General features: G+C 71.7%; 20 protein-coding genes. 8 read left to right on the top strand and 12 right to left on the bottom strand.

The window, feature by feature from the left end; all coding sequences use genetic code 11:
- Positions 1 to 34: 34 nt before the first annotated feature.
- The 5 genes from ABZS61_RS04025 to ABZS61_RS04005 all read right to left on the bottom strand — a co-directional run bounded on the left by ABZS61_RS04025 (position 35) and on the right by ABZS61_RS04005 (position 5,021).
- Entirely contained in the window at positions 35 to 703 is a 669-nt protein-coding gene (locus ABZS61_RS04025) for a response regulator transcription factor (protein WP_356415713.1), read from the bottom strand.
- A complete protein-coding gene (locus ABZS61_RS04020; protein WP_356415710.1) occupies positions 700 to 2,016 on the bottom strand; it encodes a sensor histidine kinase in 1,317 nt (438 codons plus the stop codon). Before ABZS61_RS04020 ends, ABZS61_RS04025 begins: the two co-directional genes overlap by 4 nt.
- Positions 2,009 to 3,169: an acyltransferase gene (locus tag ABZS61_RS04015; protein WP_356415707.1), complete on the bottom strand. Its 1,161-nt coding sequence runs from the start codon at positions 3,167 to 3,169 to the stop codon at positions 2,009 to 2,011. The genes ABZS61_RS04020 and ABZS61_RS04015 overlap by 8 nt, the downstream gene beginning before the upstream one ends.
- Positions 3,162 to 4,118: an alpha/beta hydrolase gene (locus ABZS61_RS04010; RefSeq protein ID WP_356415704.1), complete on the bottom strand. Its 957-nt coding sequence runs from the start codon at positions 4,116 to 4,118 to the stop codon at positions 3,162 to 3,164. The genes ABZS61_RS04015 and ABZS61_RS04010 overlap by 8 nt, the downstream gene beginning before the upstream one ends.
- 147 nt (positions 4,119 to 4,265) lie before the next feature.
- Positions 4,266 to 5,021: a LysR family substrate-binding domain-containing protein gene (locus ABZS61_RS04005; protein WP_356415702.1), complete on the bottom strand. Its 756-nt coding sequence runs from the start codon at positions 5,019 to 5,021 to the stop codon at positions 4,266 to 4,268.
- 58 nt (positions 5,022 to 5,079) lie between these two features.
- Between ABZS61_RS04005 and ABZS61_RS04000 the strand changes: the two genes are divergently transcribed.
- A complete protein-coding gene (locus ABZS61_RS04000) occupies positions 5,080 to 5,484 on the top strand; it encodes a DUF5997 family protein (protein WP_356416400.1) in 405 nt (134 codons plus the stop codon).
- Between the two features lie 281 nt (positions 5,485 to 5,765).
- On the opposite strand, the gene gap is transcribed toward ABZS61_RS04000, so the two are convergent.
- The 3 genes from gap to ABZS61_RS03985 all read right to left on the bottom strand — a co-directional run bounded on the left by gap (position 5,766) and on the right by ABZS61_RS03985 (position 8,604).
- Positions 5,766 to 6,764 (bottom strand): type I glyceraldehyde-3-phosphate dehydrogenase, encoded by a 999-nt coding sequence (gene gap, locus ABZS61_RS03995; protein WP_356415699.1) that lies wholly within the window; start codon positions 6,762 to 6,764, stop codon positions 5,766 to 5,768.
- Positions 6,765 to 6,872: 108 nt separating this feature from the next.
- Positions 6,873 to 7,829 (bottom strand): helix-turn-helix domain-containing protein, encoded by a 957-nt coding sequence (locus tag ABZS61_RS03990; RefSeq protein WP_356415696.1) that lies wholly within the window; start codon positions 7,827 to 7,829, stop codon positions 6,873 to 6,875.
- 169 nt (positions 7,830 to 7,998) lie between these two features.
- Positions 7,999 to 8,604, bottom strand: a complete 606-nt coding sequence (locus ABZS61_RS03985) for a dihydrofolate reductase family protein (RefSeq protein WP_356415693.1) — start codon at positions 8,602 to 8,604, stop codon at positions 7,999 to 8,001.
- Positions 8,605 to 8,891: 287 nt separating this feature from the next.
- Between ABZS61_RS03985 and argC the strand changes: the two genes are divergently transcribed.
- From argC to ABZS61_RS03960, 5 genes are all read left to right on the top strand, one after another.
- Positions 8,892 to 9,920, top strand: coding sequence for an N-acetyl-gamma-glutamyl-phosphate reductase (gene argC, locus ABZS61_RS03980; RefSeq protein WP_356415690.1), 1,029 nt, complete (start codon positions 8,892 to 8,894; stop codon positions 9,918 to 9,920).
- 88 nt (positions 9,921 to 10,008) lie between these two features.
- Entirely contained in the window at positions 10,009 to 11,163 is a 1,155-nt protein-coding gene (gene argJ / locus ABZS61_RS03975) for a bifunctional glutamate N-acetyltransferase/amino-acid acetyltransferase ArgJ (RefSeq protein WP_356415687.1), read from the top strand.
- Complete coding sequence (argB, locus tag ABZS61_RS03970; protein ID WP_356415685.1) at positions 11,160 to 12,122, top strand: acetylglutamate kinase; 963 nt, start codon at positions 11,160 to 11,162, stop codon at positions 12,120 to 12,122. Before argJ ends, argB begins: the two co-directional genes overlap by 4 nt.
- The gene (locus tag ABZS61_RS03965; RefSeq protein ID WP_356415682.1) at positions 12,119 to 13,315 is read left to right on the top strand and encodes an acetylornithine transaminase; all 1,197 of its coding nucleotides are present in this window, start codon (positions 12,119 to 12,121) and stop codon (positions 13,313 to 13,315) included. The genes argB and ABZS61_RS03965 overlap by 4 nt, the downstream gene beginning before the upstream one ends.
- 10 nt (positions 13,316 to 13,325) lie before the next feature.
- On the top strand, positions 13,326 to 13,862 hold the full coding sequence (locus ABZS61_RS03960) for an arginine repressor (protein ID WP_356415679.1): 537 nt from the start codon (positions 13,326 to 13,328) through the stop codon (positions 13,860 to 13,862).
- An 11-nt stretch (positions 13,863 to 13,873) separates the two neighbouring features.
- On the opposite strand, the gene ABZS61_RS03955 is transcribed toward ABZS61_RS03960, so the two are convergent.
- The 3 genes from ABZS61_RS03955 to ABZS61_RS03945 all read right to left on the bottom strand — a co-directional run bounded on the left by ABZS61_RS03955 (position 13,874) and on the right by ABZS61_RS03945 (position 16,685).
- Positions 13,874 to 14,572, bottom strand: coding sequence for a L,D-transpeptidase family protein (locus tag ABZS61_RS03955; protein ID WP_356415677.1), 699 nt, complete (start codon positions 14,570 to 14,572; stop codon positions 13,874 to 13,876).
- Between the two features lie 64 nt (positions 14,573 to 14,636).
- A complete protein-coding gene (locus ABZS61_RS03950; protein WP_356415674.1) occupies positions 14,637 to 15,236 on the bottom strand; it encodes a pyridoxamine 5'-phosphate oxidase family protein in 600 nt (199 codons plus the stop codon).
- 45 nt (positions 15,237 to 15,281) lie between these two features.
- Positions 15,282 to 16,685, bottom strand: coding sequence for a hypothetical protein (locus ABZS61_RS03945; protein ID WP_356415671.1), 1,404 nt, complete (start codon positions 16,683 to 16,685; stop codon positions 15,282 to 15,284).
- 243 nt (positions 16,686 to 16,928) lie between these two features.
- Here ABZS61_RS03945 and argH point away from each other — a divergent pair, with 243 nt between their 5' ends.
- Both argH and ABZS61_RS03935 read left to right on the top strand, forming a co-directional pair.
- Positions 16,929 to 18,362, top strand: a complete 1,434-nt coding sequence (gene argH, locus ABZS61_RS03940; protein WP_356415668.1) for an argininosuccinate lyase — start codon at positions 16,929 to 16,931, stop codon at positions 18,360 to 18,362.
- Between the two features lie 64 nt (positions 18,363 to 18,426).
- Positions 18,427 to 19,398 carry an aldo/keto reductase gene (locus tag ABZS61_RS03935; RefSeq protein WP_356415665.1) on the top strand — a complete coding sequence of 324 codons (972 nt, stop codon included), beginning with the start codon at positions 18,427 to 18,429 and terminating at the stop codon, positions 19,396 to 19,398.
- A 7-nt stretch (positions 19,399 to 19,405) separates the two neighbouring features.
- Here the strand turns inward: ABZS61_RS03935 and ABZS61_RS03930 are convergent, their stop codons facing one another.
- Positions 19,406 to 19,906 carry a hypothetical protein gene (locus ABZS61_RS03930; protein ID WP_356415662.1) on the bottom strand — a complete coding sequence of 167 codons (501 nt, stop codon included), beginning with the start codon at positions 19,904 to 19,906 and terminating at the stop codon, positions 19,406 to 19,408.
- Positions 19,907 to 20,089 lie beyond the last annotated feature (183 nt).

Raw genomic sequence — 20,089 nt, 5'->3', positions numbered from 1 at the left:
GACGCGCCTCCGTCCCTGTCGCGGAGGCGTCCGGTCAGTAGCCGGCCGGGCGCACCAGCCCCGACTCGTACGCGAACACCGCGGCCTGCGTCCGGTCGCGCAGGCCCAGTTTGACCAGGATCCGGCTCACATGGGTCTTCACGGTCTGCTCCGCCACGACCAGCCGCCCGGCGACCTCCGCGTTGGACAGCCCCTGCGCGACGAGGAACAGGACCTCGGTCTCACGTTCCGTGAGATCACCGACGCGGTCCCTGCCCGGGGCGCGCGGCGCGGTACTCACCCGGGAGAACTCGGCGATCAGACGCTTGGTGATGTTCGGGGCGAGCAGCGCGTCCCCGGCCGCCACCACCCGTACCGCCTGCGCGAGTTCGGCAGCGGACGCGTCCTTCAACAGGAATCCGGAGGCGCCCGCGCGCAGCGCCTCGTACACGTACTCGTCGAGGTCGAAGGTGGTCAGGACGAGGACCTTGACGGTGGCGCCCGGCGCTTCGGTGATGCGGCGGGTGGCGTCGATCCCGCCGAGACGAGGCATCCGTATGTCCATCAGGACGACGTCGGGGGCCAGTTGGGCGACCTTCTCCACCGCGTCGAGACCATCCACCGCCTGGCCGACTACCTCGATGCCGGGCTCGGCGTTCAGCAGCACCGTGAAGCCCTGACGGACCATCATCTGGTCGTCGGCGATCAGCACGCGGATGGTCATGCGGGTTCCTCCAGGGGAAGTGTCGCCACGACTTCGTAGCCCCCGCCCGGGGTGGGGCCGTGGGTGAGTTCGCCGCCCAGCATGGCGGTGCGTTCGTTCATTCCGAGCAGCCCGTGCCCGACGCCCGCGGACCGTGCGGGCGGGGAGTCCGGGGCGGAGTTGGTGACCCGGACCGTGACGGCCGTGGTGTGGTAGCCGACCTCGACCCGGGCGCGTGCCCCCGGGGCGTGCCGCATCACGTTGCTGAGCGCCTCCTGCACGATGCGGAACGCCGACAGCTCGACGCCGGGCGGCAACGGCCGCCGGGTGCCCGCCGTTTCCGTGGTGACGGTGATGCCGGCCCCCCGTACCTTCCCGATCAGTTCGTGCAGCATGTCGAGGGTGGGCTGCGGGGCGTGCCGTACGCCGTCCGCCAGAGCGTCCTCCGAGCGCAGTACGCCGAGCACGCGGCGCAGTTCGGCGAGCGCCTCCACGGCGCTCTCCCGGATGCCCGCGAGGTTCTCCTTGAGCTCGTCCGACGGGTTCTCCACCAGGTACGGGGCGACCTGGGCCTGGATGGAGATCACCGACATGTGATGGGCGACCACGTCGTGCAGTTCGCGCGCGATCCGGTTGCGCTCCTCCAGGAGTGTGCGCCGGGCCCGTTCCTCCTCCGTCAGCTCCGACTGCTCCACCAACTGGGTGCGGGCCACCCGCAGGGCGCGCAGCGCGGCGCCGATCACTACGGCCGCGACGACGACGAGGGCGGCGCGGTCGAGGGCGTAGTTGTGGGCCTGCGTGGTGAATGCGCTGGTGGCCAGCCCCGTCAGGAGACTGACCACGAGCGCGGTGACCGCCCGGCGTGGCTGGACCCGGAGCGCCAGCAGGAACAACGCGCCGCTCTGCAGGGCGATTTCGGGCATGGTCCACGGGAACAGCTCGTCGGGAGCCATCGCGGGCTCCGCGAGCCGCACGCTGACGACCATGAGCCCCAGCGACGCCCACCAGGCGTACAGCGGCCGGGACATACCGGTGATCAGTGCCGCCGACTGGAGCACGGCGAGAAGAACCGCGTACACGGGGATGCCGGAGCCGTGCGGTATCAGGTCGTACACATGGAACAGCGTGATCGCCGAGGCTGCGGTCGCCAGCAGCATGCCGAACACCGGCCGCCATATCGGTGCGTCCGGTCGGCCCGGTGGCGGTACCGGATCGACGGGCGAGGTCCACAGGTCCTCGCGCAGCGTACGCGGCAGCCTCCTCAGGGCAGCCGCCGGCCGCCGCCCGGCCGAAACGGCCCCCGCCCACCCCGTCATGTTCTTCACCTTAAGCACGTCGTGACTCCTTGAGCCGGGCAGGGGAGTACTTCCGTACGACCGTCGACCTGCCGCTCCGCCCCTGCTCGTACGCACCGAAGGCGTGCCGGAGCACCAGCAGCACCAGGGCGAAGACCGGCAGCCAGGCCAGCCGTGCCAGGACCCAGACCGGGCCGTCGGGCACGGTGTGCAGACCGGGCAACGGGCCACCGAGGAAGAGAACGGTCGACGTCACCACGATCATCGCGGTCTGGTGCCACAGGAACACCGTCATCGCGGACAGGTTCACCAGCGCCACGGCCGCCCAGACGGCGGGACGCGCCAGGACCCGGCGCAGCGGTCCGAGCAGGAGCAGCGCCGCCCCGCACTGGGCGAGGCCGAAGGTGACGACCGCGAGCGTCGGAGGATCGAGGTTGGACATCCCGCCGCCGGGCACCCCGACCATGGACGCCGGATAGCCGGCGAACAGGACGAGCCCCGCGGTGGCCGCAGCGCCCCCGAGCAGCAACGCCCAACCGGTCCGGCGGCTGCGCAGCCCGCCCCGCGCCCAGGCGGCGCCCAGGCAGTACGGGACCAGCCATCCCGCCGCCACGTTGACCCGGCCGAGGGCGGCCGGGCCGTCGAGGCCCAGGCGGATCAGGTCGACGTGGAGGACCACGGCGAGCGGCCACAGCGGATGCAGCCGCGCCACGAGCGGGGTCGCCGCCGTCAGTGCCGCGAAGACCAGCAGGAACCACAGCGGCGACCACACCAGCTTGCCCAGCGCGCGCACGGTGTCCTGGTCCACCCCGGAGGCCAGCATCACGCACGCCGCCACGGCCCACACCACCAGGACGACGGCGACCGGCCGGAACAGCCGCCCCATCCGGGCCCGCAGCCACCGCCCGTAGGACTCGCCCCTCGCCCGGGCGGAGGCGTAGCCCTTCGCTCCCACATGCCCGCCCACCAGGAAGAAGACCGCGAGCGTCTGGAACACCCAGGAGACCGGGGTGAACTGCGGCATGTACTGGAGCGGACTCGCACCGTGCACCGTGCCGCTGTCGGCGACCAGAGCCGTCACCAGCCAGTGGCCGCACACCACGCCCAGGATGGCGAGGCCGCGCAGGGCGTCGAGCGCACGGTCGCGGTCCGGTGGCGTCGCGGACTCGATCCGCCGCACGAGCTCACGCATGACGGCCCACCGTCCCCGCGACGATCCGGCCGATGCTGCGCAGCGAGACGGATCCGGGCTTCAGATAGTCGCTGTGGCCGCCGTCGCCCGCGTCGAAGACCTCGGCGCCGAACTCCGGCGAGACCGGGTCGGTACCGAACCCGAGCGTCACGAACGGCAGTCGCACCCGCAGGTGCGGTACGTCCGCGATCCAGTCGTCACCGCCCCGGCCTGCCCGGACGGTTGCCCGGGTGCGCAGCGCGGCGGCGGTGTCGGCGCCGGTGCCGGGGCTGCCGTACAGCACGATCTCCGCGACATCGAGCCCGGACGCCGCCCGGGCGCAGACGACGGAACCGTAGGAGTGGCAGAGCACGGAGACCCGGGCGGCGGGCTGTGCCGCACTCAGCTCCCGTACGAAGGACGTCAGTTGCGGTGCCGCTTCGACGGCCCGTCCCGATGTCAGCGCCCCGGGGCTCACCGTGACCGGTGTCCGGTACCCGAGCCAGGCGATGACGGCCGACCCGCTGCCGAGCTCCCCGAGGAGCGCCTGGGCATCGCGCCGTAAGCGCCAGTAGTGGTCGAGGTCGACGCCGGCGCCCGGTACGAGCACGGCGATCCGGCCGGCCCGGGACAGATCCCCGAACACCTCGGCGGTGCGGCCGCCGTCGCGCCCGTCGAACGCGAGGAACTGCCGGGCGGTCCCGGCCATGTCCCGCAGCGATGCGGCGCGTTGCCGGTCCCCGTTCCGGGCGGCCATGCGTTCGGCCGCCCGGATTCCGCCCCGGTTCGCCGCGTACCGCGCCGCCAGCGCGCCCGGGGCCGCGGTGTCCAGCGGGCCGAGCGCCGCCGGGACGGGCGCCGGAACAGCGGCGGGGCGGGCCGCCCCCGACACCGGTAGTGCCACGGCCGCGGTGACGAGAGCGGTGAGGAACGCGCGACGCAAACGGCTGCTGCGTGGGCGGGACGCCATGGGTGGTCCTTCCGTACCGGATGTGCCTGATGAATCCGGTACCGAAGCTATGGACCGCCCCGTGTGGTCCGCGTCCCGCTCAGGAGCGCACCTGTCACGTAGCTCTGGAGTACTACGGGTAGGGGGTGCCCCGCCTCCCGATGCCCGCTACGGGCGGCGTCCGGGCTTGCCGCGCTTGCCGCCGCCGGACGCGCCCCGGGGGCTCTTGCCCGTCGCCTTGCCGGCTGCGGGTTTGCGCGGTGCGCCGCCCTTCTTCTCCGGGCGCTCGGCCTTCGGCTGCGGGGGTGTCGGGGGGCGGCCCCGGGTGCTGTTCACCGTCCGCCCGCGGACGATCCCGATGAACTCCTCCACCAGGTCGGTGGTCTTCTCCTCCGGCCACGACAGGGCGATGCGCGACTCGGGAACGTCCGAGAGCGGCCGGTAGGTGAGGTCCTTGCGGTGGTGCAGACGGGCCAGCGACTGCGGGACGACGAGCAGCCCCACCCCTGCCGCCACCAGTTCGACGGCGTCCTCCGTCGTCGCCGGGCGCTCGAGCGCGGGCCGGCCCGGCGGACGGTCCCACTCCAGGGTGTCGTCGAGGGGGTGCAGCACGATCTCGTCGGCGAGATCCGCGGCCGACACCTCGTCGACGGCCGCCACGAGATGATCCTTGGGGACCACGACCACGGTCGTCTCGGTATAGAGGGGGATCGCGCTGAGATCCGTACGGTCGACCGGCAGGCGTACGAAACCGGCGTCGGCGTCGCCGCCGCGCAGCACACCGGCCGCCTCGGCCGCGGGTACGCCCACGAGGGTCAGCGGGACGCCGGGCAGCCGCTCGTTCCAGATCCGCACCCATTTGGTCGGGGTCACGCCCGGGACGTAGGCGAGCCGGAACGAAGAGGGGGTTTCCGAGCCTGTCACCCCGCCAGGTTACCGGCCGTGGTCGGAGGTGGCGCACATGCTCGATACCCTGGACACCATGACGTCGCACCAGACCACCCAGACAATGAAGCCCGCCACCGCGGCGAAGAAGCTGGGTGTGTACCTCGAAGCCACCCCCGCCGAGTTCCAGGAGGGCGTCGTCTCGCGCGGCGAGCTGAACGCGCTCCAGGCCGATCCGCCCGAGTGGCTGCAGGAGCTGCGGCGCAACGGTCCGCACCCCCGGCCCGTGGTCGCGTCGAAGCTGGGCATCTCCATCGCCGGCCTCGCGCGGGGCGGAGTCACGGAGCCGCTCACCACCGAGCAGATCGACGCGCTCAAGGACGAGAGCCCCGAGTGGCTGCAGAAGGAGCGCGCCACCCAGGCCGAGGTCCGCAAGGAAGCGGTCCGCATCAAGGAGAAGAACGCGGCGCGGTCCGAGGAGTCCGGCGACGCGCGTTCCTGACGCGTGCCGGGGCGGTGACGGCCGCCGGACGGTGAGGTCTCCGCACGGCGGGGGCCCGCTGCTCCGCGCCCCCGCCCAGGACGGGCCCCGCTGACGGCCCGGAACGCGGTCGGGGCGGCGTACGGCGACGGGGTGCCCTCGTACACCGTCCCGGGGCGGAACGAGGTGCGTGACATGGCCCGGGCCGGCCTGGCAGTCGCTTCGGGTCGTCGGTGCACTTCGAGGCCGACCGGAAGCGACGGGCGGCCTCACCGCGTCCGAGTTCGTCGAGCGTCTCCAGGTCAGCTGCCCGCGAGGAGTTCGAGCGTATCGATCACGCGGTTCGAGAAGCCCCACTCGTTGTCGTACCAGGCGACGACCTTGACGTGGCGGCCGTCGACACGGGTGAGGGCCGAGTCGAAGATCGACGAGGCCGGATTTCCCGTGATGTCGGACGACACGAGCGCGTCCTCCGAGTACTCGAGTACGCCCGCGAGCGGCCCCTGCGCGGCGGCGCGGTACGCCTCCAGCACGTCCTCGCGCGTCACGTCGCGAGCGACGGTCGCGTTGAGCTCGACGATCGAACCCACCGGAACCGGTACGCGGATCGAGTCGCCCGACAGCTTGCCGTCGAGGTTCGGCAGCACCAGGCCGATCGCCTTGGCGGCACCCGTCGTGGTCGGCACGATGTTGACAGCGGCCGCGCGGGCGCGGCGGGCGTCGCGGTGCGGACCGTCCTGCAGGTTCTGCTCCTGCGTGTAGGCGTGCACCGTCGTCATGAAGGCGTGCTCGATGCCGGCGAGACCGTCGAGCACCGCGGCCAGCGGCGCGAGCGCGTTGGTCGTGCACGAGGCGTTCGAGACGATCGTGTGAGCGGCCGGGTCGTACGCGTCGGTGTTGACCCCGAACGCGAGTGTGACATCGGCGCCGTCCGCCGGCGCGCTGATCAGTACCCTTGTCGCGCCCGCGTCGATGTGGGCGCGGGCGGCCTCGGCCGACGTGAAGCGGCCGGTCGCCTCGAGCACGATGTCGACGCCGAGCTCGGCCCACGGCAGCTTCGCCGGTTCGCGCTCGGCGAGCACGGTGATGCGACGGCCGTCGACGACGAGGGTGTCCCCGTCGACCGTCACCGGCCGGCCGAGCCGGCCCGCCGTCGAATCGTAGGCGAGCAGCCGCGCGAGGGTGGCGGGCTCCGTGAGGTCGTTGACGGCGACGATCTCCAGGTCGCTGTCGCGTTCGAGCAGCGCGCGCAGCACATTGCGTCCGATGCGGCCGAATCCGTTGATGGCGATGCGAGTCATTGAGTGGTGTCCCTTCGGTTCCCCACCAGGTTCTCGCGCGGTATCCGCCGGTGACAGCGGCGTGATCGCCACGGTCCGCAAGGATCACGCCACGTGGCGGTGACGCTGCTACTGCCCCTGGGCGAAGGTGCGCCGGTACTCGCTCGGCGTGGTGTCGAGGATGCGCTGGAAGTGCAGCCGCAGATTCGCACCGGTGCCGAGACCGACATCGGCGGCGATCTGCTCGATGCCCCGCTGCGAACGCTCGAGCAGCTCACGGGCCACGTCGATGCGGGCTCGCATGACCCACTGCATCGGCGTGTACCCCGTGTCCTCGACGAAGCGCCGCGAGAACGTGCGGGGCGACACCGCCGCATGCCGGGCGAGCGCTTCGAGGGAGAGGGGCTCGCCGAGCCGGTGCAGCGCCCACTCCCGGGTGGCGGCGAACCGCTCACCGAGCGACTCGGGCACGCTGCGCGGCACGTACTGTGCCTGGCCGCCGCTGCGGTAGGGGGCCGCCACCAGGCGCCGCGCCGCGTGGTTCGACGCCGACACCCCCAGATCGCCGCGCAGGATGTGCAGGCACAGGTCGATGCCCGAGGCGGCGCCGGCCGACGTCAGCACGCTGCCCTCGTCGACGAACAGGACGTTCGCGTCGACCGATACGAGAGGCCACTTCGCCGCGAGTGCCCGCGTGTAATGCCAGTGCGTCGTGGCGCGCCTGCCGTCGAGCAGGCCCGTGGCAGCGAGCGCGAAGGCGCCCGTGGAGATGGCGGCGAGCCGCGCGCCCCGCTCGTGGGCGGCGATCAGCGCATCGACGACAGCCTGCGGCGGGTCGTCGCGGTCGGGGTGCCGGTAGCCGGGAACGAAGACGATGTCGGCCCACGCAAGTGCTTCGAGGCCGTGGGCGACGTAGTACGACAGACCGTCGCCGCCGGCCACGAGACCGGGTGCCGCGCCGCACATCCGCACCTCGTACGGCATGCTCGCGCGGGTCGTGAACACCTGCGCGGGAATACCGACATCGAGAGGCTTCGCACCTTCGAGCACGAGGACGGCGACGTGATGCGGGGGTGAGGCTGGCACGGGAAGAGGGTACGTGGGGTGCGGGGTGCACCGGCCCGGTTCCCGAAGCTGGGCAGGTAAGCCGGGAACCGGGGCGATACGGGCGCGGATATCGCCCGGGTTCCCCCTGCGTCGCTGGGTTCCCACCAGGGCGTGACGGCTCACTCGGGGACCGGCGGACGGGGCGACGTCACGCAGGGACGCCGAGCGGCGGGTGTTCGAGCACGCGGGGCTTGTACTCGACCAGCTGGATGCGGCCGTCGAAGGTGCGGTGCTCGATCATCTCGAGGGCAACGTCCGGATAGCCGTCGTAGATGCGTTCCTCGCCCGTGGCCCCGGTGATCACCGGAAACATCACGACCCGGAAGCGGTCGACGAGTCCGGCACGTAGCAGGGACCGGCACAGGCTGAGGCTGCCGATCGTGCTGAGGAGCCCGGAGCCACTCGACTTCATGGCGCGTACCGCCTCGACGGCGTCGTCGCGGACGAGCGTGGAGTGGGCCCACGTCAGTGGCTTCTCGAGTGAGGAGGAGAACACCACCTTGGACGCTTGCGTGAGCTCATCGACGGACGCCTCTTCTTCGGGCCTGAAGTCGTCTTGGCCATTCGGGACGTCGCCTGCGGCGAAGCCCGACATGAGGCGGTAGGTGTTCGCTCCCATGAGGTAGGTGACCTTGGGCTGCTCGCCGAGCCATGCGAGGTACTCCGGGCCCTCGAGGCCCCAGAACCCGGGCCATCCCTCTCCCGATGCGTGGCCGTCGAGGGAGGTGATGAAGTCGACGAGAAGCTCCGACATGGCACTGTCCTTTCCTTGGGTGTCACGAGCTTGGACCGGGCGGGACCAACAAACTCATCGACCGCGCTGCGGAGTAACGAGAAAACCCATGACCCTGCAGCCGATCAGGTCGGCGGAGCGCCACCCGTGAACGGCCCGGCCAACCGTCATTCTCAACCGGGCCAAGTACGACGCTCAGGGGCCGACCGAAACGCTCGGTCACAATGGGCCAAGGCTTGAGCAGTAAAGATCTTTGCATAAAAGTGCAGGACTGCGTATAGTCATGCCATCGACGAGGAGGCATTTCGATGGTGGTACGTGCGGCAGTGGCAGGGGCGAGCGGATATGCCGGCGGAGAACTGCTCCGCCTGCTCCTCACCCACCCACAGGTCGAGATCGGCGCCCTCACCGGCCACTCCAACGCCGGACAGAAGCTCGGCGCCCTGCAGCCGCACCTGAGGCCCCTGGCCGACCGGGTGCTCCAGCCGACCACGGCCGAGGTGCTCGCCGGGCACGAGGTCGTCTTCCTGGCCCTGCCGCACGGCCAGTCGGCCGCCGTCGCCGAGCAGCTGGGTGACGAGGTGCTCGTCGTCGACATGGGCGCCGACTTCCGGCTGAAGGACTCCGCCGACTGGGAGAAATTCTACGCCTCCCCGCACGCGGGCACCTGGCCGTACGGCCTGCCCGAGCTGCCCGGAGCCCGCAGCGCCCTGGAGGGGACCAAGCGCATCGCGGTGCCCGGCTGCTACCCGACCGCCGTCTCCCTCGCCCTCTTCCCCGCGTACGCGGCCCAGCTCGCCGAACCGGAGGCCGTCATCGTCGCCGCCTCCGGCACCTCGGGGGCCGGGAAGGCCGCCAAGCCGCACCTCCTGGGCTCCGAGGTCATGGGCAACATGTCCCCGTACGGCGTCGGCGGCGTCCACCGGCACACGCCCGAGATGATCCAGAACCTCAGCGCCGCGGCCGGTGAGCCGGTCACCGTGTCCTTCACGCCGACCCTCGCGCCCATGCCCCGCGGCATCCTCGCCACGTGCAGCGCGAAAGCGAAGCCGGGCGTGAGCGCGGAATCCCTCCGCGCCGCCTACGAGAAGGCCTTCGCGGACGAGCCGTTCGTCGACCTGCTGCCCGAAGGGCAGTGGCCCGCCACCGCGGCCGTGTACGGATCCAACGCCGTCCAGATCCAGGTCGCCCACGACGAGGCGGCCGGCCGCATCATCGTGATCAGCGCCATCGACAACCTCGCCAAGGGCACCGCCTCCGGAGCCCTGCAGAGCATGAACATCGCACTCGGGCTGCCCGAGGACACAGGTCTTTCCACCATCGGAGTCGCACCGTGAGCGACGCACGCGCAGCCGCCGGGCTGCGGGAGACGACGAGGACCGTGCCGCCGCGCAGCGCGGGCGGAGAAGCGAACGAGGAGATGCAGTGAGCGTCACGGCAGCCAAGGGATTCACGGCGGCGGGCATCGCCGCCGGAATCAAGGAGAGCGGCGGTCCGGACCTGGCCCTCGTGGTCAACAACGGGCCCGGTCGCGCCGCCGCGGGCGTCTTCACCTCCAACCGGGTCAGGGCCGCACCCGTCCTCTGGTCGGAGCAGGTCCTCAAGGGCGGCGAAGTGACCGCCGTCGTCCTCAACTCCGGCGGTGCCAACGCCTGTACGGGCCCCCAGGGCTTCCAGGACACCCACGCGACCGCCGAGAAGGCCGCCGAGGTCCTCACCGGTCACAGCGCGGGCGAGATCGCGGTCGCGTCGACCGGACTGATCGGCCTGCTGCTCCCCATGGACAAGCTGCTGCCCGGCATCGAGAAGGCCGCAGCGGCCCTGAGCGAGCACGGCGGTGAGAAGGCCGCCATCGCCATCAAGACGACCGACACCGTGCACAAGACCGCGGTCGCGGGCGGCGCGGGCTGGACCGTCGGCGGAATGGCCAAGGGCGCCGGCATGCTCGCCCCCGGCCTCGCCACCATGCTGGTCGTGCTGACCACCGACGCCGACGTGGACGCCGCGGGTCTCGACTCCGCGCTGCGCGACGCGACCCGGACCACCTTCGACCGGGTCGACTCCGACGGCTGCATGTCGACCAACGACACCGTGCTGCTGCTCGCCTCCGGCGCCAGCGGAATCTCCCCCGAACAGGCCGAGTTCGCTGCTGCCGTCCAGACCGTGTGCGCCGACCTGGCGCGCCAGCTGATCGGTGACGCCGAGGGCGCTTCCAAGGACATCCGCATCGAGGTCATCAACGCCGCCAGCGAGGACGACGCCGTCGAGGTGGGCCGCAGCATCGCCCGTAACAACCTCCTCAAGTGCGCCATCCACGGGGAGGACCCCAACTGGGGCCGTGTCCTGTCCGCCATCGGCACCACGAAGGCCGCCTTCGACCCCGATCAGCTGAACGTCGCCATCAACGACGTGTGGGTCTGCAAGAACGGCTGTGTCGGCGAGGACCGCGACCTCGTCGACATGCGCTACCGGGAAGTCAAGATCACCGCGGACCTCGCCGCCGGCACCGAGACGGCCGTCATCTGGGCCAACGACCTCACCGCCGAGTACGTCCACGAGAACAGCGCGTACAGCTCATGAGTGCCGCGAGGAAGCACACGGCGCTGCCGAAGGCACAGATCCTCATCGAGGCGCTGCCCTGGCTGACCCGGCACAACGGCAAGACCGTCGTCATCAAGTTCGGCGGCAACGCCATGATCGACGAGGAGCTGAAGGCCGCGTTCGCCCAGGACGTCGTCTTCCTGCGGCACGCCGGCCTCAAGCCCGTCGTCGTGCACGGCGGCGGTCCGCAGATCAGCGCCCAGCTCGACAAGCAGGGTCTGGTCAGTGAGTTCAAGGCCGGCCTCCGCGTCACCACGCCCGAGGCCATGGACGTCGTGCGCATGGTGCTGGCCGGCCAGGTCCAGCGCGAGCTCGTCGGCCTCCTCAACCAGCACGGCCCGCTCGCCGTCGGTATGACCGGCGAGGACGCCCACACCATCACCGCCACCCAGCACCGCCCGATGATCGACGGCGAGTCCGTCGACATCGGCAGGGTCGGCGAGATCACCGCCATCGACACCGGAGCCATCCAGGCGCTGCTGGACGACGGCCGGATCCCGGTCATCTCCTCCATCGCGCGCTCCGCGGAGGACAACCACGTCTACAACGTCAACGCCGACACCGCCGCCGCGGCCCTCGCGGCCGCGCTGGGCGCCGAGACGCTGATGGTCCTCACCGACGTCGAGGGCCTCTACGAGGACTGGCCCAACAGCGACGACGTGATCAGCCGGCTCACCGCCACCGAGCTGGAGAAGCTGCTGCCCGATCTCTCCAGCGGCATGGTGCCGAAGATGCAGGGCTGCCTGCACGCCGTACGCAACGGCGTCGAGACCGCCCGCGTCATCGACGGCCGGGTCCAGCACTCGATCCTGCTGGAGATCTTCACCGACGAGGGAATCGGCACGATGGTGGTGCCCGACACGCAGGCCGACGCCACGGCCGTCCCGGAGAACGACGTACACGCCGAGCCGCAGTCGCACGCGCAGGGGGAGTCATGAGCAACGAGCAGTTCGCGCAGCGCTGGCAGGGTGCGCTGATGGACAACTACGGAACACCGCAGCTGTCCCTGGTCCGCGGCGCGGGCGCCCGCGTGTGGGACGCCGACGGCACCGAGTACCTCGACTTCGTCGGCGGCATCGCCGTGAACGCGCTCGGCCACGCGCACCCGGCCGTCGTCGAGGCCGTCTCCGCCCAGATCGCCTCGCTCGGCCACGTCTCCAACCTCTTCATCGCCGAACCGCCCATCGCGCTCGCGGAGCGCCTGCTGCAGCTCTCCGGCAGGACGGGCAAGGTCTACTTCTCGAACTCCGGCGCGGAAGCCAACGAGGCGGCCTTCAAGATCGGCCGGCTCACCGGGCGCAGCCACATGGTCGCGACCGACGGCGGCTTCCACGGCCGGACCATGGGCGCGCTCGCCCTGACCGGCCAGTCCAAGAAGCGCGAGCCCTTCGTGCCGCTGCCCGGCGACGTCACCCACGTGCCGTACGGCGACGTCGAGGCGCTCCGGGCGGCGGTGACGACGGACACGGCCCTCCTGATCATCGAGCCCATCCAGGGCGAGATCGGTGTCGTCGTACCGCCCAAGGGCTATCTGGAGGCCGCCCGGGAGATCACCCGGGCCACCGGCACACTGCTGGTCCTCGACGAGGTGCAGACCGGGATCGGCCGCTGCGGCCACTGGTTCGAGTACCAGGCCCACCAGGGCGTCGAGCCCGACCTCGTCACGCTCGCCAAGGGCCTCGGCGGGGGACTGCCGATCGGGGCGACCGTCGCGTTCGGCGCGGCGGCCGACCTGCTGAAGCCCGGCCACCACGGCACGACGTTCGGCGGCAACCCGGTCGCCTGCGCCGCCGGTCTCGCCGTTCTGGACACCCTCGCCGCCGACGGTGCCCTGGACGACGTGAAGCGGCTCGGTGAGAAGATCAGGGACGGTGTCGAGGGGCTGGGTCACCCGTTGGTCTCGCACGTCCGCGGTTCCGGACTGCTGCTGGGCATCGTGCTCACCGGGCCCCTCGCCCCGCAGGTGCAGAAGGCGGCCCAGGAAGCCGGACTCCTGGTGAACGCGCCCGCCCCCGATGTCGTACGGCTCATGCCGCCGCTGATCATCGGCGACGCCGAGGTGGACGCGTTCCTGCGGATCCTGCCCGGAGCTCTCGACGCGGCCCATGAGGACGGACGATCCGGAGAATGAGGCGACGACGATGACCGATGCGCAGGAATCCGAGCACGGCGGGCCGTCGGTGCCGCAGACCCGCACCGCCCGCCACCGGCGGATCGTGGACATCCTGAACCGGCAGCCGGTGCGCTCACAGAGCCAGCTGGCCCGGCTGCTGGCCGACGACGGGCTGAGCGTCACCCAGGCGACGCTCTCCCGGGACCTGGACGAGCTCGGCGCGGTGAAGATCCGCAACACGGGCGGCGAGCTGATCTACGCGGTGCCCAGCGAGGGCGGCTTCCGTACCCCGCAGGCACCGCTCGGCGGGTCCGCGAAGGAGGAGCGGATGCGCAGGCTCTCCTCCGAACTGCTCATCTCGGCGGAGGCCTCGGCCAACCTCGTGGTGCTGCGCACGCCGCCGGGCGCCGCCCAGTTCCTGGCCTCGGCCATCGACCAGGCCGAACTCCAGGCGATCCTCGGCACGATCGCGGGTGACGACACGCTGATGCTGATCAGCCGTGACCCGAACGGCGGCCAGGCGCTGGCGGACCACCTGCTGCGGCTCGCCCAGAACGAGCGCTGAGCGGCTGCCCGTCAGTAGCGCGTGATCGCGGTCGGGCCGGACTCGGTCCCGACCGCGATGTGCGGCCGCCGGGCCGGGTCCGCCCAGGCCAGGATCCGGTCCATGTCGGCGGCCGGTACGGAGACGCAACCGGCTGTCGCACCCTTGCCGTTGACGTGGAGGAAGATCCCGGCACCCCGGCCCCGTACCGGCCGGTGGTAGTTGAAGCCGATCACGAGCGCACGCGCGTACTGCGTCCCGTACGTCACCAGGTGCTCGGCCTCCTCCGGCAGGCAGTCCGCGGACAGCGGTTCCACCCAGCGGTTGTACGCGCGCGACGCGTTGTCCTGGCACCACCACGAGTGCGCGTTGACCCGGCGGTACGGATAGCGGGTCCCGTCCGGGGCGGCAGCGACGCCGAAGGCGTACGGCAGGTCGTACAGGCCGGTGGGCGTGGTGTTCGTGCCCTGCGTACGGGCGGCGCCCTCGGCCAGTCCGTTCGCGCCGAAGCGCGCGGGTGCGGAACCGGCGCGGACCCACGTCCCCGACCGCAGGTCCCACCACGTGACCGTGCCCGTGGTGGAGTCCGTGCCCGGGGCCTCGGCGGTGATCAGCTGGCTGCCGCCGCCCGTGTCGGCCAGCCGTTCAGGAAGGGGCGCCGGTTCTGCCGGCCGGGCCGCGAGGGACGCCAGCGCCAGCAGAACCGACAGGGCCACCAAAGATCTGCGCATGTTCCGGACGGTACGGTCCGCGGCGGCACGGCCCCACCGCGCCTGCTCCGTACGGCCCAGCGCCTCACCCCGCGGGCGGCGCCGGCAGGGCGGGCAACGGCAGGGGGAGACCCGGCAGCCCGTCGATGCTGGTCGCGATGTGCTCCTTCTTCCCGAAGTACGCGCTCAGACTGGCGTCGTCCTCGCGCCGGAAGCGGTCGGCGTGCAGGGAGCGGTCCTCGTCGTACGCCATGAAGGGAACCCCGTATCCGCAGCTGTCCCGGATCAGTTCGGCCGTCACCACGATGATGGCGCGCAGCCCGTGAGCGGTCGGGTCGACCGAGGGGAAGTGGCCGAGCAGGGCAGGGAACCGTGGATCGTCGCGGAAGACCGGTTCACCGCGGCCGTGCACGCGGACGATGTTCGGCGGTCCCTGGAAGGCGCACCACATCAGCGTGATGCGTCCGTTCTCGCGCAGGTGGGCGACGGTCTCGGCGGTGCTCCCCGCGAAGTCGAGGTAGGCCACGGTCCGTTCGTCGACTACCGCGAACGAACCGCTGACACCCTTGGGCGAGAGGTTCACCGTCCCGTCCGCGTCCAGCGGGGAAGTGGCGGTGAAGAAGATGTGCTGCTCCTCGATGAAGGTCCGCAGCCGTCCGTCGATACGTTCGTACGTTTTTCCCATGAGGTGAAGTATCTGTCGCCGAATGCCGTGGCCCGTAGGGGTTTCTCACCCACCGGAACCGGCGGGCGGCGGCTCGTAGCGGGCACGCTGCGCCTCGTGGGCGACCTCGGGGTCCTCGTCGTCCTCCATCGCGGCCAGTACGCGTTTGCGCAGAGCGAGGCTGTGGGCGCAGAGCAGACGGAGGGCGAACCGCCGCACGTGCTGGGGGCGGCCGGGGGCGACCAGGGCCGCCAGCCACTCCTCCGGAACGAGCAGGACGTACGGGACGAGCGCCTTGTAGGCGGTGCGCACCGTCGGCGGATGCGGGTCGTCCATGGCGGCCATCAGCTCGTCGGGGGAGACCGCGTCCAGCATGCGCAGGGCGGCGAGTGCCGCGGCGCGCACCCGGCCCTCCGGATGTGCCGTCAACGGCCGCAGGAGGGCCGTCGCGCCGGGCGCTCCGGACTCGGCCAGGCCGAGCAGGGCTCCCGGCGGGGGACCGGAGGCGGCGGGATCGGCGCACCTCTCGCGGTAGAGCTCCCTCGGGTCGCGGCCCTCCAGCCGCAGGACCAGGCGGGCGGCGGAACGCACGCGGGCCGACTGATCGACCAGGCGCGGCTCGGCCTCCGGGCCGCGGCCCGCCCGGTGCAGGGCCATCACCGCGGAGGACCGGGTCACGGCCGAGGAAGCGGCGAGCAAGGGGTCCAGGAGCCGCTCCGGATCACCTGCGGTGACCTGCGCGAGCAGCTCGCCGGTGCACCGGTGGCGGACGGCCCGGTCCGGGGCCGTGAGGACGAGCTCCGTCAGTCCGGCGGGCGTGAGCAGGTCCCGCTCCAGGGCCCGTCGGGCCCCGAAGATCCGGACCTCCGGCGCATGGCTCGCGCAGAGCAGTTCCGGCAGTCCCGGCAGGGGCCCCGTGGCGTCCAGGACCCGGTCCAGGGCCCAGTCGCCATGCGGGAAGAGGGTCAGGCGCAGGGCCAGGGGCACCAGGTCCGCAGGCTCTGCCTCCGGCCCCTGCAGGGCCGCACGCGTCATCCGGCGGGCCCGCTCGCGTACCCGTATGTGACGGTCGGCGCACCGGATCAGCAGCAGGGGCAGGAGAGCAGGCTGCCCGGGAGTGAACGCCAGCGCGGCCTCGCGGACCTCCCACCGGCAGTGGCAGAGGGCGATCGCGGTCTCCGCTTCACGGGGCGGGAACTGCGACCAGGTGACGTCCTCCGCCTCCTCGTCCCAGTGGGGTGCGCTCGACCAGTCGACCGAACCGCGTCCGCCTGTACGGCTCTCCCGGAGCAGGGACACCAGGGGCAGGACCCCGTTGCGCCCAGCGGTCTCCGACCGTATCCGCCGGTCGAGGTCGACCCACGCCTGCGGATCGGCCGCGTCCAGTGCCGCGGCCAGGGGCTTGCCCACCAGGAGCCGGTCCTGGGGGGAGAGGTACAGCGTGGGGGACAGGGGGATCACTTTCCGCATGAGCCCAGCCTAGGGATCGCACGCACCTCCCACCAGCAGCTTTGACAAAGCATACGGTGGACTGCATAGTTATGCCTACCCATGGCTGCACCGCACAGGGCTCACTCGAGATCCTCGGCCCCTTCCCGAAGATCGCGGCCACGTGCGACCTCGTCCGATCCCCGCGCCACCCGCCGCCTTCCCTCCGCACGCGTGCGGGCAGGCGGCCGCACATCCCACCCTTGCACTCCCGAGGAGCACGAAGTGAGCAACGGCACCGGCAACAGCGACGTACGCCTCTGGGGCGGCCGTTTCGCCGACGGACCCGCCGAGGCGCTGGCCAAGCTGTCCGCCTCCGTCCACTTCGACTGGCGGCTCGCCCCGTACGACATCGCCGGCTCCCGCGCCCACGCGCGGGTGCTCAACAAGGCGGGTCTGCTCACCGAGGACGAGCTCGACCGCATGATCGGCGGCCTCGACTCGCTCGAAGCCGCCGTCGCCGACGGCTCGTTCACCGGCACCATCGCCGACGAGGACGTCCACACGGCGCTGGAGCGCGGCCTCCTGGAGCGCCTCGGTCCTGACCTCGGCGGCAAGCTGCGCGCCGGCCGGTCACGCAACGACCAGGTGGCCACGCTCTTCCGGATGTACCTGCGCGACCACGCCCGGATCATCGGCGGGCTGATCGCCGAACTCCAGGACGCGCTCGTCGGGCTGGCCGTGGCCCACGCCGGCGTGGCCATGCCCGGCCGTACGCACCTCCAGCACGCCCAGCCCGTCCTGTTCGCGCACCACGTCCTGGCCCATGTGCAGCCCCTCATCCGGGACGCCGAGCGGCTGCGGCAGTGGGACGAGCGCACCGCGGTGTCCCCGTACGGCTCCGGCGCGCTGGCCGGATCGTCCCTCGGGCTCGACCCGGAGGCCGTCGCCGCCGACCTCGGCTTCGAGCACGGATCCGTCGCCAACTCCATCGACGGCACCGCGTCCCGGGACTTCGTCGCCGAGTTCGCTTTCATCACCGCGATGATCGGCATCAACCTCTCCCGGATCGCGGAGGAGGTCATCATCTGGAACACGAAGGAGTTCTCCTTCGTCACCCTCCACGACGCCTTCTCCACCGGGTCCTCGATCATGCCGCAGAAGAAGAACCCGGACATCGCCGAGCTGGCCCGCGGCAAGTCCGGCCGCCTCATCGGCAATCTGACCGGCCTGATGGCAACCCTCAAGGCCCTCCCGCTCGCGTACAACCGCGACCTTCAGGAGGACAAGGAGCCCGTCTTCGACTCGTGCGACCAGCTGGAGGTACTGCTCCCCGCCTTCACCGGCATGATGGCCACCCTCACCGTCAACCGTGAGCGCATGGAGGAGCTGGCCCCGGCCGGATTCTCGCTCGCCACGGACATCGCCGAGTGGCTGGTCAAGCAGGGTGTCCCGTTCCGGGTCGCGCACGAGGTCGCGGGCGAGTGCGTCAAGGTGTGCGAGCAGCAGGGCATCGAGCTCGACGAACTGACGGACGAGCAGTTCGCCAAGATCTCCGAGCACCTCACTCCCGAGGTGCGCACGGTACTCGACGTGCCCGGCGCGCTCGCCTCCCGCAACGGCCGCGGCGGCACGGCCCCGTCGGCCGTCGCCGTCCAGCTCGCCGAGGTGAAGGCCGACCTGGCGACGCAGCACGCCTGGGCGACCGCGCGCGGCTGATCCGGCGGCATCGCGGGCTACGTTGGTCGGGCAGGTACATGAAACCGACCAGGAGGAGTCCGCGATGCCCTTCGCCCGCCTGAACCGAGCGACCACCCCGACCGCCCACATCGGGCTGGGCCTGGCAGCCGTCGGCAGGCCCGGTTATATCAATCTGCACCGGGACCGGGACCTGCCCGCCGACCGCAGTGCGGACGCGCTGCGCTCCCGCACCCACGACCTCCTGGACGCCGCCTACGCACAGGGCGTCCGGTACTTCGACGCGGCCCGCTCCTACGGCCGTTCCGAGGAGTTCCTCGCCGACTGGCTCACCACCCGGCCCGAGGTGACGGACGTGGTCATCGGCAGCAAGTGGGGCTACACCTACACCGCCGACTGGCGCGTCGACGCCGAGGCACACGAGGTCAAGGACCACAGCCTCGCCACGTTCGAACGCCAGCGCGCCGAGACAGCCGGACTGCTCGGCGAACGGCTCGACCTCTACCAGATCCACTCGATGACCGCCGACAGCCCGGCACTGAGCGACAAGGACCTCCACGCACGCCTGGCCGCGCTGGCCGTGGAGGGCACCACCATCGGCTTCTCCACCAGCGGCCCCGCCCAGGCCGACGCCATCCGGGCCGCCCTTGCCGTCACGGTGGACGGCGAGCCCCTCTTCCGTACCGTCCAGGCCACGTACAACGCGCTGGAGACCTCGGCGGGACCGGCGCTCGCCGAGGCGCACGACGCCGGGCTCACCGTCATCGTCAAGGAGGCCATGGCCAACGGCAGGCTCGCCGGGACCGAAGCCCCCGCCGTCGTCCAGGAGATCGCCGCCGAGGCGGAACTCGGCGCGGACGCCGCCGCCCTGGCCTTCGTGCTCCACCGGCCGTGGGCGGGCGTCGTCCTGTCGGGAGCGGCCACCGTCACCCAGCTCGCCGGCAATCTGCACGCCCCCCTCCTCGACCTGGACGCGGACCGGCTGGACCGGCTCGACGCCCTGGTGGAGGAGCCGGAGGCGTACTGGCGGCACCGTTCCTCGCTGCCCTGGAGCTGAACCGGCATCAGGCCCACGCGGCGAGTGCGTCGAAGTCCGCCCGCACCAGCCCCACCCGGGGGTCGACCGGACGCAGCAGCGCCCGCCCCGGGTGGTGCCCCGCCACCCAGTCCGTGTCGAGGTCCGTGATCTCGTCGTCGACCCAGGCGAACGGCCTACCGGCCGCGAACTCGACGACGTACCGCGTCTTCCAGTACGTCCCGTCCCCGGTGGCGCCGTGCATCGCGGGCCAGTCGATGTACGGCAGCGGGGGCAGCCCGAGGTGCGGGCCGACCCACTCGTTGGCCTCGTCCTTCCACGTGGTCGCCCAGACGAGCTCGTACCGGTCGGCGAGGGCCAGCAGCTCGTCGCCGTGCTCGGGGCTGAGCAGGACCGGCAGCCCCGGCCCCGCCGTCCACCCCGTCGGCCGCATGGTGTGCCGCCGGTAGCCCTCCGGCGCCCCGGGGCGGGACAGCGCCATGTAAGGATTCAGCGGGCCGTCGATGTCGATCAGCAGCAGCGGCTTCATCGCCTCATGGTGCCCGCTGCCGCCGTCCGACGGGCCGTGGCGGAACGGAATGGCGTCAGGAGCTCGGATACCGGCTCTGCGTGTGCGGGAGCCGGGGGACGACGGGCACCTCGACACGTGCACCGGTCGTCGAGACCGCCCGGCAATGCCCGTTGACCATGCTCCGCACCGAGAGACTCCAGG

This window comes from Streptomyces sp. NPDC005566, from assembly GCF_040605575.1.
Classification (GTDB): Bacteria; Actinomycetota; Actinomycetes; order Streptomycetales; family Streptomycetaceae; genus Streptomyces.
This window is presented reverse-complemented; position numbering and strand designations above follow the sequence as displayed.

Excerpts from the sequence above, each read along its gene's own strand:
- ABZS61_RS04025 (WP_356415713.1), bottom strand. The coding sequence starts at position 703 with ATGACCATCCGCGTGCTGATCGCCGACGACCAGATGATGGTCCGTCAG.
- ABZS61_RS04015 (WP_356415707.1), bottom strand. The coding sequence starts at position 3,169 with ATGCGTGAGCTCGTGCGGCGGATCGAGTCCGCGACGCCACCGGACCGC.
- ABZS61_RS04010 (WP_356415704.1), bottom strand. The coding sequence starts at position 4,118 with ATGGCGTCCCGCCCACGCAGCAGCCGTTTGCGTCGCGCGTTCCTCACC.
- ABZS61_RS04000 (WP_356416400.1), top strand. The coding sequence starts at position 5,080 with ATGACGTCGCACCAGACCACCCAGACAATGAAGCCCGCCACCGCGGCG.
- gap (WP_356415699.1), bottom strand. The coding sequence starts at position 6,764 with ATGACTCGCATCGCCATCAACGGATTCGGCCGCATCGGACGCAATGTG.
- ABZS61_RS03985 (WP_356415693.1), bottom strand. The coding sequence starts at position 8,604 with ATGTCGGAGCTTCTCGTCGACTTCATCACCTCCCTCGACGGCCACGCA.
- argC (WP_356415690.1), top strand. The coding sequence starts at position 8,892 with ATGGTGGTACGTGCGGCAGTGGCAGGGGCGAGCGGATATGCCGGCGGA.
- argB (WP_356415685.1), top strand. The coding sequence starts at position 11,160 with ATGAGTGCCGCGAGGAAGCACACGGCGCTGCCGAAGGCACAGATCCTC.
- ABZS61_RS03965 (WP_356415682.1), top strand. The coding sequence starts at position 12,119 with ATGAGCAACGAGCAGTTCGCGCAGCGCTGGCAGGGTGCGCTGATGGAC.
- ABZS61_RS03960 (WP_356415679.1), top strand. The coding sequence starts at position 13,326 with ATGACCGATGCGCAGGAATCCGAGCACGGCGGGCCGTCGGTGCCGCAG.
- ABZS61_RS03955 (WP_356415677.1), bottom strand. The coding sequence starts at position 14,572 with ATGCGCAGATCTTTGGTGGCCCTGTCGGTTCTGCTGGCGCTGGCGTCC.
- ABZS61_RS03950 (WP_356415674.1), bottom strand. The coding sequence starts at position 15,236 with ATGGGAAAAACGTACGAACGTATCGACGGACGGCTGCGGACCTTCATC.
- ABZS61_RS03945 (WP_356415671.1), bottom strand. The coding sequence starts at position 16,685 with ATGCGGAAAGTGATCCCCCTGTCCCCCACGCTGTACCTCTCCCCCCAG.
- ABZS61_RS03935 (WP_356415665.1), top strand. The coding sequence starts at position 18,427 with ATGCCCTTCGCCCGCCTGAACCGAGCGACCACCCCGACCGCCCACATC.
- ABZS61_RS03930 (WP_356415662.1), bottom strand. The coding sequence starts at position 19,906 with ATGAAGCCGCTGCTGCTGATCGACATCGACGGCCCGCTGAATCCTTAC.